This window comes from Streptococcus sp. GMD1S (genome assembly GCF_000296875.1).
In the GTDB taxonomy this organism is placed as follows: domain Bacteria; phylum Bacillota; class Bacilli; order Lactobacillales; family Streptococcaceae; genus Streptococcus.
This window is the reverse complement of record NZ_AJQY01000325.1, coordinates 1-13254: the sequence shown is the minus strand read 5'-3', so window position 1 is coordinate 13254 and position 13254 is coordinate 1. Positions and strand designations below refer to the sequence as shown.

Annotated in this window: 11 protein-coding genes; 2 read left to right on the top strand and 9 right to left on the bottom strand. The window is 41.8% G+C overall.

The genetic code is table 11. From position 1 onward, the window contains the following. Together GMD1S_RS09505 and GMD1S_RS09500 are read right to left on the bottom strand one after the other, a co-directional pair. Positions 1-633: ABC transporter substrate-binding protein (locus tag GMD1S_RS09505; RefSeq protein WP_000837397.1), on the bottom strand; the 633-nt coding region annotated here is incomplete at its 3' end. Positions 634-802: 169 nt separating this feature from the next. Further along, a complete protein-coding gene (locus GMD1S_RS09500; protein WP_001156794.1) occupies positions 803-2413 on the bottom strand; it encodes a glycoside hydrolase family 13 protein in 1611 nt (536 codons plus the stop codon). A 152-nt stretch (positions 2414-2565) separates the two neighbouring features. Here GMD1S_RS09500 and GMD1S_RS09495 point away from each other — a divergent pair, with 152 nt between their 5' ends. Then, positions 2566-4050: a DUF1846 domain-containing protein gene (locus GMD1S_RS09495; protein ID WP_000743588.1), complete on the top strand. Its 1485-nt coding sequence runs from the start codon at positions 2566-2568 to the stop codon at positions 4048-4050. Positions 4051-4183: 133 nt separating this feature from the next. Here the strand turns inward: GMD1S_RS09495 and GMD1S_RS09490 are convergent, their stop codons facing one another. From GMD1S_RS09490 to GMD1S_RS09470, 5 genes are read right to left on the bottom strand one after another with little or no spacing between them, the layout of a single operon-like run. Beyond that, a complete protein-coding gene (locus GMD1S_RS09490) occupies positions 4184-5215 on the bottom strand; it encodes a sensor histidine kinase (RefSeq protein ID WP_001007877.1) in 1032 nt (343 codons plus the stop codon). Beyond that, positions 5182-5880, bottom strand: a complete 699-nt coding sequence (locus GMD1S_RS09485; protein ID WP_000404923.1) for a response regulator transcription factor — start codon at positions 5878-5880, stop codon at positions 5182-5184. Before GMD1S_RS09485 ends, GMD1S_RS09490 begins: the two co-directional genes overlap by 34 nt. A gap of 12 nt (positions 5881-5892) precedes the next feature. Further along, positions 5893-6615, bottom strand: a complete 723-nt coding sequence (locus tag GMD1S_RS09480; RefSeq protein WP_000588278.1) for an ABC transporter permease — start codon at positions 6613-6615, stop codon at positions 5893-5895. Beyond that, complete coding sequence (locus tag GMD1S_RS09475) at positions 6615-7403, bottom strand: ABC transporter permease (protein ID WP_000665377.1); 789 nt, start codon at positions 7401-7403, stop codon at positions 6615-6617. The genes GMD1S_RS09480 and GMD1S_RS09475 overlap by 1 nt, the downstream gene beginning before the upstream one ends. Position 7404: 1 nt before the next feature. Next, the gene (locus GMD1S_RS09470; RefSeq protein ID WP_000400161.1) at positions 7405-8112 is read right to left on the bottom strand and encodes an ABC transporter ATP-binding protein; all 708 of its coding nucleotides are present in this window, start codon (positions 8110-8112) and stop codon (positions 7405-7407) included. Between the two features lie 283 nt (positions 8113-8395). Here GMD1S_RS09470 and GMD1S_RS09465 point away from each other — a divergent pair, with 283 nt between their 5' ends. Continuing rightward, positions 8396-8878, top strand: a complete 483-nt coding sequence (locus GMD1S_RS09465) for an S-ribosylhomocysteine lyase (protein WP_000032544.1) — start codon at positions 8396-8398, stop codon at positions 8876-8878. A gap of 59 nt (positions 8879-8937) precedes the next feature. Here the strand turns inward: GMD1S_RS09465 and GMD1S_RS09460 are convergent, their stop codons facing one another. Together GMD1S_RS09460 and GMD1S_RS09455 are read right to left on the bottom strand one after the other, a co-directional pair. Next, a complete protein-coding gene (locus tag GMD1S_RS09460) occupies positions 8938-11043 on the bottom strand; it encodes an ATP-dependent Clp protease ATP-binding subunit (protein WP_001063360.1) in 2106 nt (701 codons plus the stop codon). Between the two features lie 453 nt (positions 11044-11496). After that, on the bottom strand, positions 11497-13254 hold a 1758-nt coding region (locus tag GMD1S_RS09455), incomplete at its 5' end, for a Spy0128 family protein (RefSeq protein WP_000518588.1).

The window sequence follows — 13254 nt, the reverse complement described above, 5'->3', positions numbered from 1 at the left end:
ACCCGATGGAGTTGGTGCACCGTAGTCGCTCCCTTTAGAATTCAAGAATTCTTCATTAACTGGAAGCATGGTAGCAGTTGTAACCTTAGAATTCCAGAAACTTTCTGGATTGTTGAGCGTGTATTCTACCGTGTAATCATCAACAGCCTTAACTCCTACAGTAGAGAAATCATTGCTCTCACCACTAACATACTCTGCCAAACCTTTGATAGAATCCTGAATCAAAGAAAGACCATCTGATTTTCCGTCAGCAGCATGTTTAAGCCCAGTAACAAAGTCTTTGGCCTTAACTTCAGCGTATTCTTCTCCATCAGAAGTATACCATTTTACACCCTTACGAAGTTTGTAGGTGTAAGTCAAACCATCCTTTGAAACAGACCAGTCTTCTGCAAGTGATGGAATTAAGTTCCCATACTTGTCATTTTCCAAAAGACCATCAACAACGTTTGCTATAACGTCAGAGGTTGAGCTCTTGCTCGTCACACTATAGTCCAAAGAAGATGGATCCATAGCGTAGACATAAGAGAATGTTTTGGGAGCATCCGCTTTCTTTTCACTTTGCCCACAAGCAGTTAACAGTAGAGCTGCACTCAAAACAGCACCTGCTCCTAAGAGCCACTTTTTCGATTTCATAAGTAATCTCCTTAAAGATAGTGTTTTCACCATTATACCCTATTTTTTCATAAAAGCAAGGACTTTCGACAGATTTTTTAGAAAATTCTAACAAATATTTTTTAAAGACTTTTCTATATATTTTTCAACAAAAGAACCCCAAGCATCAAAGGCTTGAGGTTCACTTATTTTAATCCGTTAGTTCCACACAGAAAGCATCCCATGGTGCCAAGGTTTGTTTTTCAACTGCTTCTTTAGCAGTAGTATTTTCAATCAAGATTGACTTAACTCTTCCTTCTACTGAAAAGTTTTGTTTTTCATTGGACAAGTTAGCTACAACTAAGAAGCGGTGCTCACCGTCCTTACGGATATAAGCAAAGATCTTGTCAGCTGTATCAAGCAATTCAAAGTCAGCTCGAATCAGCCAGCTGTTCTCCTTACGGATTTGAACGAGTTTTTGATAAGTATAGAAAATAGAATCTGGATTTGCCAGAGCTTCTTGAACGTTGATTTTTTCGTAGTTTGGATTAACTGCCAACCAAGGTTGACCTGTTGAGAAACCAGCGTTTTTGCTCTCATCCCACTGCATCGGGGTACGGGCATTATCACGTCCAATGACACGGATGCTGTCCATGATTTCTTCCATAGAAACACCTTTTTCAAGAGCTTCACGCGCATAGTTGAGGGATTCAATATCTTCTACTTGATCCAGTGTTTCAAATGGATAGTTGGTCATCCCAATCTCCTCACCTTGGTAGATATAGGGAGTCCCTCTCATAAGATGAAGCAAGATTGCAAAGGCTTTGGCAGATTTTTCGCGATATTCTTGGTCATTTCCCCAGATAGAGACGATACGAGGGAGGTCATGGTTATTCCAGAAGAGGGAATTCCAGCCATCTTCAACTCCCAGCTCTGTCTGCCATTTGTTGAAAATCTCTTTTAACTTCCCTACATTTAACTCTTTTTGGTAGTGCCACTTAGGTTGCCCTTCCTGATATTGAAGACAGATGTGTTCAAACTGGAATACCATAGACAATTCTTGTCCCTTTGGATCCGAGTAGAGCTTAGCAATCTCTGGCGTTGCACCCCAGGTTTCCCCTACTGTCAAGAGATTCTTATCTCCAAAAGTCGCCTGATTCATTTCCTTGAGATAGGGATGGAGCATAGGACCATTATTGACTACTTTCTCATCAGGAATTTTCCCAATCATATCAATAACATCCATACGGAAACCACCAATACCTTTATCAATCCAGAAGTTCATCATCTCATAAATTTTCTGGCGCAGTTTTTCATTCTCCCAGTTGAGATCGGGCTGTTTCTTGCTAAAAAAGTGGAGATAGTATTGACCCGACTTTTCATCGTATTCCCAAGCAGATCCACTAAAGATAGACTCCAAATCATTGGGCTCATCTCGCCAGATATAGTAGTCTCGTTCGGGGCTGTCAGGATTTTCACATGCCTCGACAAACCAGGCGTGTTCATCCGAGGTATGATTGACCACCAAGTCCATGATAATTCGAATGTCACGCTTCTTAGCTTCTGCGATGAGTTGATCCATGTCCTCCATAGTCCCGAAAATAGCAGCAATCGCTTGATAATCAGCAATATCGTAGCCATTATCATCCATCGGACTGTCATAAACAGGAGAAAGCCAAATAGCTGTAATCCCTAACTTAGCTAGATAGTCTAACTTACTCGTAATTCCTGGCAAATCACCAATTCCATCTCCATTACTATCCATAAAACTCTTGGGATAGACTTGATAGACTACGGCATTGTGCCACCATTTTTCTTGCATCTTCTTACCTCATTATTTTAATAATCTATAGTCTATGATAGCGCTTTTTTAAACTTAGTGCAAGCGTTTGCCTAATCTTTTTGATTTCTTTTTTGACTCCGTAGTTTCCTATCTTCCAATTTTTTATTATAATAGAGGTCAGAGGTAAAAAAATGAAAAAACAAGCTTTTAGTTCTGAACAATATTTGAATCTACAGCGCGACCACATTTTGGAGCGCATTAACCAATTTGACGGCAAGCTCTACTTGGAGTTTGGTGGCAAAATGTTAGAAGATTTCCACGCTGCTCGCGTCCTTCCTGGTTATGAGCCTGACAATAAAATCAAGCTCTTGCAAGAATTGAAAGAGCAGGTTGAAGTTGTGATCGCCATTAACGCAAGCAACATCGAGCATTCCAAAGCGCGTGGTGACCTAGGCATTTCTTATGACCAAGAAGTTCTTCGCTTGATTGACAAATTCAATGAACTGGGAATTTTTGTTGGTTCGGTTGTCATCACACAATACGCAGGACAACCCGCTGCAGATGCCTTCCGCAACCAGTTAGATAAAAACGGGATTGATTCCTATCTTCATTATCCAATCAAAGGATACCCGACGGATATGGATCACATTATTTCTCCCGAAGGCATGGGGAAAAACGACTACATCAAAACCAGTCGCAACTTGATCGTCGTAACAGCTCCTGGACCTGGTTCTGGAAAATTGGCCACTTGTATGTCCAATATGTACCACGACCAACTTAATGGCATCAAGTCTGGTTACGCTAAGTTTGAAACCTTCCCAGTTTGGAATCTTCCCCTTCATCATCCGGTCAACTTGGCCTACGAGGCTGCAACCGCAGACCTTGATGATGTCAACATGATTGACCCCTTCCATCTTCAAACTTACGGAGAAACTACTGTCAATTACAACCGTGATATCGAAATCTTCCCAGTACTCAAACGTATGTTGGAACGCATTCTCGGTGAATCTCCATACGCTTCACCAACAGACATGGGTGTCAACATGGTTGGTTTCGCTATTACAGATGATGAAGCTGCTGTCGAAGCTTCTAAACAAGAAATCATCCGTCGCTACTATCAAACTGTTCTTGATTTTAAAGCTGAAAAAGTCGGAGAAACTGCTGTCAAGAAGATTGAACTTCTCATGAACGACCTCGGCATCATACCTGCAGACCGTAAGGTTGCTGTCGCTGCACGCCAAAAAGCAGAAGAAACTGGTGGCCCTGCCCTAGCCCTTGAATTGCCAAATGGGGAAATCGTGACTGGTAAAAACTCTGAACTCTTTGGTCCTACAGCTGCTGCCTTGATCAATGCCATCAAAAAATCAGCTAACATCGCTAAGGAAGTGAAACTCATCGAGCCTGAAGTCGTCAAACCAATTCAAGGTCTTAAAATCAATCATCTCGGTAGTCGCAATCCTCGCCTCCACTCAAATGAAATCCTGATTGCACTTGCAATCACAGCTATGGAAAATCCTGATGCTGCGCGTGCCATGGAAGAACTTGGGAATCTCAAAGGAAGCGAAGCTCATTCAACCATCATCTTGACCGATGAAGACAAGAACGTCCTTCGCAAGCTAGGCATCAACGTAACCTTTGACCCATACTACCAATACGATCGCTTGTATCGGAAGTAATTAAACGAGGCTGGACAAAACTCAATTTGAGAGAAAAATCCAGTAAATCTTTACATAATAAAAAAATCAAACGCATAATATCAAGTCTTTTGGACACTTGGTATTATGCGTTTTTATGATTTTCCATTCTCATTTATTTCAATGAAATTGTCAACTCGACAGAGGCTCCTCCTTGGTCTGGATTGAGCAGGGTCAGACGACCACCATGCAAGAGAGCTACCTGCTTAGAAAAGGCTAAGCCGATACCATGATGGGGATTAGTTGAATTGCGGCTTTGGTCACTCTGGTAAAAGAGCATTTCTGCTCCCAGCAGCATCTCCTCAGAAAATGCAGGGCCATTGTTCCAGATAGCAAAAACCAACTGGTCCTGCTGCACTGATACCGTTAGCTTGACTTCCTTTTGGTCCTGATTAGCATGTTCAAGCGCATTCAGTAAGATATTGAGCAAAGCCCGCTTGAGATAGTCCAAATGAATGGACAATCTCAAGCTAAGATCACAATCTTCTTGGAGATAAAAATGATAGCTTTCCTGTTTGCTGAACAGTGCCCAATCATCCTGTAGATAAGCCAAAAAATCCCCTAAGGAAAGCTGACTGAACTGATTAGAATCAATCTGAAAAGTCTTAGCGTAATCAATCAAAGAGCCACAATACTCTTCCATCTTGTGACTGGCCTGCAAAATCTCAGAAGCATAGTCTGCCTGTGGCTGGCCTAACTGCGCCAATTCCAAGAGTTCAGCATTCCCCTTAATTACAGTTAGGGGCGTCTTCAAATCGTGCGATGTCGCTGATAGCTGTAAAATCAACTCCTGATTATGCTGCTGCTCTCTTTCTAGAAGATGAGCATTTTCTTGGTGGCTGCTCCGTAAATCGCTATAAACTTCTAGCATTTCCTCAATCCGAAAAAGCTGACTTTGATTTTCTTCTAAAAGCTTCTCGCTCTTTAGCATTTTTATTTCCCTGTCGATTTTTCGGAGCAATTTCAAAATATGATAAAAAGTAATCAGCAGCAAGCTCCCTGCCCAGAAGAACAAGGTGAAAAGAACGTAATCACTTCCTTGCGTAAATTCATAGCCTATAAGCACAAAAATCAAAACATGAAAAAAGACGATTTTCAAGCTAGTTGTCCAGACTAGGCTTTTGAAATTTCGGGTTCTAATTGCCATCTATAGCCTACTCCTCTCACTGTTGCGATTGCTTGCAGACCTTCTTGTTTGCATTTTTGGCGAATCTGATATACGTATTCTGAGATAGAGCGAAGCTGTGTTTCTGAGCTTTCTGGGTAAAGCAAGGTATGCAGGCGTTCAGCTGAAAAGGTCTGCTTGGGATTGCTAGCTAGTAAATGCAGCAATTTAAACTCTCGCTCTGAGAATTTCAATACTTTACCAAAACAGATAATTTCATAGCGCTCTGGATAAAATTGACAAGAAGCAATCTCAGAATAGCGCTCCTCACGTCTTTCCTCCCGCCGAAGATGCGCCCTGACACGCGCCAGCAATTCGTTGGTCCCAAAAGGCTTGACAACATAGTCATCTGCTCCGCGAAAGAGCCCTTCCACCTTGTCCGCCTCCAACTCCTTAGCCGTCAAAAAGATGATGGGACACGAAAGATGAGGACGAATGTAGGAGCACAACTCAAAACCATTAACAGGCTCCATCATCACATCCAGCAGAATCAAGTCATATCCGACAAAATGCGTCAGCTCTAGCTCTTCTATTCGATCAAGCGTCGTCACATCATAAGCATCGAGCTCTAGGACATTTTTCACCAGCTTCAAAATGCTCCGGTCGTCATCAACCACCAAAATACGATACTGTCTCATGATTTCCATTATAGCATACCTCTAGCGAACATCTCGTTTCAAGGTCAAGAATATAGCAGAGCTCCAAATCAAAGCTAGCCAGAACAGCTGTATTCCCAACCCTGATAGATCTATCGAATTCTGAAGCCCTTCATACTCAAAAAGATTTAGCGTAGCCAGATCGGGCAGGTACTTTGCTTCTTTGATAAAAGTTGCCAATAAACGGCTAAGACCAATCAAGAGAGGAAATAGCACCGACACCGGCACAACCCAAGATTGAAAGAGCAAAGCGAGGCCAGCAGCTAAAAGAGCCAGAAAAAGATTGCTGAGAAGACCAAAAGAGCTGTAATAGAGGAATTTCCCCAGTAAGGGCCAGCTAAAGTCTAGGTCAAATCGAGCCAGCATAACAAAGAAACAGCTGCCTATCATGACACTGTAGAGAACCAAGAGCAGAACGGCCAGAAAAAGGAATTTCCCAGCCAACCAAGCCTTTCTATTTGATACGGTTAGAAAATTCGTTCGCATCCCAGACTTGACAAACTCCTGGGCAAAATAGAGGGAAGTAAAGATGACGATGACAGGCTGCGCCAGATAGAGAGCATGCAAAGCTTCACTCAGAGCCTTTGTCTGGCCAACTGCTGTCTGACTGTAGTCAAGATTCATCAGAAAAAAAGGAACGACTACCAGAGCCACAAAGGCGGCACCAAGAACGAGATAGTAAGAACGAAACTTAATCCATTCACTTTTAAGCAGAGCTTTTATCATCAGTAGCGTCCTCCTAAATCCGTCTTCAAAAAGCGCAGAGAGGCCATGACGCCGATGACTAGCAACCATACGCTTATTATCAAGAGTCCTTGCAAGGGATTGTTGGCATATTGGGAAGTTGGCGTTGCAGCAAACAACTCTACTGCTGGCTGTGGCAAATATGCCCCCCAACTCGTGTGAGCAGCTAGGTAGTTTCCCAGATTATAGATCTGGGGTACGAGAAATAGCAGAGGAACTAGCATGGTCCGAGCCAATAAACCTAACAAAAATGAAAGGATCCCCAAGAGGGTTAGAGATAAGGTTTTCCACAAAATCAAACTCCAAGCTGCCTGATTGAGCAAAATCGGATCAAGCCCTTCCTTTCCTAAAGCCAGATGCATGACCATATAGCTCAAATAAATGGATAACAAGCTAATGATGAGTGAAAACAAACCAAAGGTCAATATTTTCCCCATAAGTAGCTTCAAGCGGTTATTACAAGCCAATAGACTGGTTCGCAAGCTATGAGACTGAAATTCCATAGCTCCCAAAATTCCAGCTAAAATGACCAAAACCATGACCGCCATAGAAGCCCCGTTGAGACCTAGATATTCCAGCGGATCAATGGCGTTTATCAGATTAGGAACCGTCTCAGGTGTAGCATCCAAGCCGATAGACAGATATTGTCGGCCCTCCAACCAGGATACGACAGGCACCAATAGTAGCATGAAGGCCACACTCACTTTGAAAGCCTTGATTGATCGGATTTTCAACCATTCTGAATGCAATAAGGACATCGTCTCTTTCATCTTAAACCTCCTCTGTTAAGTCGAAGAAGAGCTCTTCTAAACTATCTGTTCCTTGTAATACATCTTCTAGCGTTCCCTGTTCGATAATTTGCCCATGATGAATCAAGACTACATCATCTGTTACCATTTGTACCTCAGACAGGATATGAGAGGATAGAAGGACGGTTTTCCCAAAATCAGCCTGCTGGCGAATGAACCTTCTAAACCACTTAATCCCACTTGGATCTAGTCCATTAGTCGGCTCATCTAATATAAGAAACTGAGGATCACCTAGTAAAGCTACTGCCAACCCCAGGCGCTGCCCCTCTCCTAGAGACAGGCTTGATAAGAAATCCTTTTTCTTATGAGCGATCCCAGTCATATCCAATACCTCATCAATCCGAAACTTCGGAATAGCATTACTTGCAGCAATAATATGCAGATGGTCGTAAACCTTTCTATTTGGCAGACCTCCAATACCGTCAAAAGCTGCACCTACTGTTTTGAGAGGATAAATCATTGACTGATAGGTTTGTCCATCAAAAGTCGCAGTTCCTGCTGTCGCCCGATCTAAGCCCAAGAGAATCCTCAAGGTCGAGCTTTTTCCTGCACCATTATGTCCTAGAAAAGCCGTAATGCGACCACTCCTAGCTGTAAAAGAAATATCCTTTAAAATTTGCTTGTCTCCATATTTTTTAGAAACACGATCAATTTTTACAATATGTTCCATACTGAACTCCTTTATCTTTATTTTCTCCAGTATACCCAATCTAGTTCAGAATTAGTTCAGAGATTAAACAGAAATTTCAGAAAAAGTTGATCCACTTTTCAAAAGTCACCTGAGTTCCACTAGAAAAACTAAACTTTTCTTTCACAAGGTATTCTTCTCTCCATTCTTTCTTTATAATTCTGAGGTTTATGTATAGAGACTTTATTATAAAAAGTCATTTATCAAACTCCATCAACAGCACCCTTTATGTTATAATGAAAGAAGAAAACTGAAAGGATTTACCATGTCAAAAGAAGTTATTGTTGAAAGTTTTGAACTTGACCACACCATTGTTAAAGCACCTTATGTTCGCTTGATTGGGGAAGAAACGGGGCCAAAGGGAGACATCATCTCCAACTTTGATATTCGCTTGGTACAGCCAAATGAAGACTCTATCCCTACTGCTGGGCTTCACACTATCGAACACCTCTTGGCCAAACTCATCCGTACCCGAATTGACGGCATGATTGACTGTTCACCATTTGGTTGTCGCACAGGCTTCCACATGATTATGTGGGGTCGCCATACCAGTGCTGAAATTGCAGCTGTTATCAAGGATTCGCTCAAGGAAATTGCTGAAACCACTACTTGGGAAGATGTCCCTGGAACAACCATCGAATCTTGCGGAAACTACAAGGACCACAGCCTCTTTTCTGCTAAAGAATGGGCAAAACTCATCCTGGAACAAGGAATCTCAGATGATGCCTTTGAGCGCCATGTCATCTAAACACAAAAAGGAACCAGCTTTTAGCTAGTTCCTTCTTTTTTTATTCTCAAAATCTTGAGTTAGGCTTTTTCACGAATAACCAAAACGCCATCTTCCATATCTGCTTCCAAATGTTTAGCATCTAGATGATCCAAGTGGAAGTCCGTCACCTTATCACGAATTTGTTGTTCAACCACGCGACGGAGAGGACGAACACCCATAACTTCGTCATAGCCTTCTTCTGTGATAAAGTCCTTAGCTGCTTGGCTGACTTCCAAATCAATGTCTTTCTTAGCCAAGGTTTGGTTGACTTCAGCCAACATCAAGTCCACAATCTTAGAAAGGTCTTCCTTATTCAAGTGTGAGAACTCGATAACTGCGTTAAAGCGGTTAAGGAATTCTGGACGGAAGTATGGTTTCAAACGATCCATTAATTCTGGTTTATCTGCATCTTCTGTCAAGTTAGCTTCATAGCCAAATCCAGCATTTGATGTCGCGATAATGACCGTGTTCTTGAAGTTCACTGTATTTCCTTGACCATCAGTCAAACGACCGTCATCCAAGACCTGAAGGAGAAGGGTGATTACTTGAGGATCCGCCTTTTCAATTTCGTCCAAGAGAATGATAGAGTAAGGATTACGACGAACACGTTCTGTCAAAGTATTGCTATTGTCATCATAACCCACATAACCTGCTGTTGTACCGATTAACTTAGATACAGCTGTGCGGTCACTGTATTCAGACATATCCAAACGAATGATAGCATCCTTAGTTCCAAACATATCCAGTGCCAATTGCTTAGCGAGCTCGGTCTTACCAACCCCAGTTGGACCTACAAAGAGGAAGCTACCGATTGGGCGATTGCCTTCATCAAAACCAGCACGGTTACGACGAATAGCACGAGCCACTGCTTCTACTGCCTTGTCTTGGCCGATAACCTTGTGTTCCAAACGATGAGCCATATCTTTTAGGCGTTCGATATCAGATGCCCCCATTTGAGAAACTGGGATACCAGTCATACGCTCTACGGACTCGGCCACATCATTGACAGTGGCAGTCACTTTCATGTCTTCTGTGTGGTTTTCGACTTTTTTCTCTAATTCTGCAATGCGAGTTTTAGCATTGAGAGCTGCTTCAAAGTCTTCTGCCTCAACTGCTTTTTCTTGCTTGTCTTTTTCTGCCTCAATTTCCCGTTCAACAGCATGCACATCTGTTACAGGATGTTGAGCTGCCAAGTGAGCAGCCGTTACGTCTACAAGGTCAATAGCCTTATCTGGCAAGCTACGTTGAGGAATGTATTGGATAGAATAATCCACTGCTGCTTTCAAGACTTCGTCTGGCAAGATGACATTGTGGTGTTGTTGATAGAGGTCACGAATCCCTTGAAGGATTTTAAAGGTATCCTCTGCTGAAGGAGCATTGACCTTGACTTCGTTGAAACGACGAGCAAGAGCTGCATTTTTCAAGATGGTGTTACGGTATTCGTCTTGAGTTGTCGCTCCAATAACGGTCAATTCACCACGAGAGAGAGCTGGCTTGAGAATGTCCGCAAGCCCTTTAGAACCACTGTCTCCTCCGATTGAGCCAGCGCCAAGGATTTGGTGAATTTCATCAAAGAAGAGGATAATATTCCCTGCTTCTTTCACCTCATTGACTAGATTTTGAACGTTTTCTTCAAAGCTACCACGGTATTGAGTACCAGCCTCAAGACCTGAGATATCAATAGAAATAATTTCCTTGTTCTTGATGGCAGCCGGAACATCTCCATTCACAATAGCTTGTGCTAGACCTTCGACAACGGCTGTCTTACCAACACCTGCATCTCCGACCAAAACAGGATTATTTTTCGTACGACGCGAGAGGATTTCAGATGTTTCTTGAATTTCCTTGTTTCGTCCAATAACAGGATCCAACTTGCCTTCACGAGCTTCCGCTGTCAAGTTACGACCTAGTTTAGCAAGGACACCGTCTTGTTTCATACCTGAAGCGTGTTGTTGCATTTGTGCATCAGATTCTGCATTACCTGGCAATTGACCAGTTGCACGATAGTGAGCAAATTCCTCAGGTGTCACTTCACGTCCATTAATCAAGTAGCGACGATTTTCAGAACTATATCCTCGCATACCTCCCATCAATTGGTTAAATAAATCATCCATGTTGTTAAAGTTATTAAAGTTGTTGTTCATATTCTTTACCTCGTTTATTCTTAATTATATGCGATCTCTGATATTGACTATCTTTGATCTTTGTTTTAAAAATTTTAGACTAGCTAACTAGCTACCCTACGTATAATTTCTGGTTTTTCTTTCTTAAATAAGCCTTTTATCATCTTCTTTTCAAAATCTGTTAGATTTAACATAGGCCTCACCCCTTTCTAGGGTATCTATCATACATTTTCAAGAAATAGGATCATTGAAAATGAAGTTTTCTAAGGAATTCATTTTCCTTATGTTTCTACTATACCACTTTAGTCAGTAAAAGTCAATAACTTTTTGACCAAATTTGACTATTTTTTTAAAAAATTTTTTGAAGTACAAAAAAAGCCCCTAGAAAACGAATTTTCTAGAGACTTTCTCTATCAGGTTTAAGAGAGAAGTAGAATTCTCACTTACCAAGTTTCATGTTTCTTCTACAAAAGCTTAAGCTTTGCGTTTTACGAAGAATACCAATCCACTCAATGCCAAGACTACAAATCCAAGCGCAGAAAGGATAGAGGTTGCTTCCCCTGTGTTTGGAAGTTCAGCTTTACCTTTAGTCTCAGTAGCTGGAGGTGCTGGTTTTGGATCCTCTTTTTGTCCTGGACCAGTTGGTTCTGTTCCTGGAGTTGGATTTGTTCCTGGATTATTTGGCGTTGGATCTGGTGTTGGTGCTGGATCTGGCGTTGTTCCTGGATTATTTGGAGCTGGATTTGGATTTGGTTCTGGTGTTGGTGTTGGAACAGTGTATTTATTTGTAAATACAACTTCTTTACCATCGGCATACGAAACCCTTGCAGTCAAGAGACCTTGATCATCCGCAACTACAGTGACTGTTACGGTATGCTCAGTCTTATCGTATTCAATACCCTCTTCAGTACCAACTTTTTCAACCAAGGTATAAGTGTAAGTACCTGCTTCTTCGAATGAACGAACAAAGGCTACTTTACCTTCGGCAGTATTCTTAGCTGTAGCTACAACGGCGCCTTTCTCTTTCAATTCGAAAGTATAAGCATCAGCCGCAAGTTCTTTACCTTCAAGTTTCTTAGTTGCTTCAATCGTAGCTTCTACCGCTGGTGCTTTGAAGCTATTCTTGAAGACATTACCTGCTGGATATTCAACAGCTGCCTTCAAGGCGTTGGTTGCTGCATCTTTGGTTACTGTTACCTTTGCAGTCTTTTCTGTATCGTAAGTAATACCAGTTGCTCCAGCATTCACTTCTTTTACAGTATAAGTATGAACACCTTCTGCATCATAGTTGATTGTATTAAATGTTACTTTCCCACCTTGGTTTGTTTTTGTATCAATTTTTTGTCCATCTTTGTACAATTCAAATTGGAACTCACCATCAACCAAAGTACGACCAGTCAATTCTTTCGTAAACTCAAGTGTTGCTGATGTAGCTGTTGGAGCTGGTGCTGTATAAATATTTGTGAAGACCCGTTCTGTATCCGCATCTTCTACAGTCGCAACCAATTGGCCTTTACCATCATCCGCAACAGTGACGAACACTTCATACGCAGTTTGATCATAAGTGATTGTTTTATCGTCACCAGCTTTTTCAGTAATAGTGTAAGCGTAATCGCCTGCTGCTGAGAAAGTGACGTTGAAGACAACTTCTCCTGAGGCAGTATTCTTAGCCGTAGCTACAAGGTCTGAACCTTCTTTCAGTTCGAAAGTATAAGCATCAGCTTCAAGCGCTTTTCCTTTCAAGACTTTCTTAGCTTTGATTGTAGCCTGCGCAGGTTCCGCTTTATAGTCATTAACGAAAACTGGTGTTTCACTTGTAACTGTCGCGACAAGTTGACCTGAGCCATTATCTTTCACTTCTACAGTTGCTGGATGTTCTGTTTTATCATAAGTTACACCAAGTTTATTGCCAACCTTTTCTGTAATAGTATAGTTATATACTCCTGCTTTTGAATAGCTAATTTCAGAAAAACGAATCAATCCACCAGCAGCATTCTTTGCTGTCGCAACAACCTTATCACCCTCTTTCAGTTCAAACTCAAACTCATCTATCTCTAGCTCTTTACCGTTCAAAACTTTTTTAGCTTCAATAGCAATTTTTGCTGGAGCTGCTTTATAAGTGTTGGTGAAGGTTGGGTTGTTACCTGCAACAGCCGCCTCAAGTTGACCTTGACCGTTATCTGTAACGTTTACTGTCACTTCATGTGTAGCAGTGTCGTATGTCACACCTGC

Excerpts from the sequence above, each read along its gene's own strand:
- GMD1S_RS09475 (WP_000665377.1), bottom strand. The coding sequence starts at position 7,403 with ATGAAAGAGACGATGTCCTTATTGCATTCAGAATGGTTGAAAATCCGA.
- GMD1S_RS09485 (WP_000404923.1), bottom strand. The coding sequence starts at position 5,880 with ATGGAAATCATGAGACAGTATCGTATTTTGGTGGTTGATGACGACCGG.
- GMD1S_RS09460 (WP_001063360.1), bottom strand. The coding sequence starts at position 11,043 with ATGAACAACAACTTTAATAACTTTAACAACATGGATGATTTATTTAAC.
- GMD1S_RS09495 (WP_000743588.1), top strand. The coding sequence starts at position 2,566 with ATGAAAAAACAAGCTTTTAGTTCTGAACAATATTTGAATCTACAGCGC.
- GMD1S_RS09465 (WP_000032544.1), top strand. The coding sequence starts at position 8,396 with ATGTCAAAAGAAGTTATTGTTGAAAGTTTTGAACTTGACCACACCATT.
- GMD1S_RS09500 (WP_001156794.1), bottom strand. The coding sequence starts at position 2,413 with ATGCAAGAAAAATGGTGGCACAATGCCGTAGTCTATCAAGTCTATCCC.
- GMD1S_RS09480 (WP_000588278.1), bottom strand. The coding sequence starts at position 6,615 with ATGATAAAAGCTCTGCTTAAAAGTGAATGGATTAAGTTTCGTTCTTAC.
- GMD1S_RS09490 (WP_001007877.1), bottom strand. The coding sequence starts at position 5,215 with ATGGCAATTAGAACCCGAAATTTCAAAAGCCTAGTCTGGACAACTAGC.
- GMD1S_RS09470 (WP_000400161.1), bottom strand. The coding sequence starts at position 8,112 with ATGGAACATATTGTAAAAATTGATCGTGTTTCTAAAAAATATGGAGAC.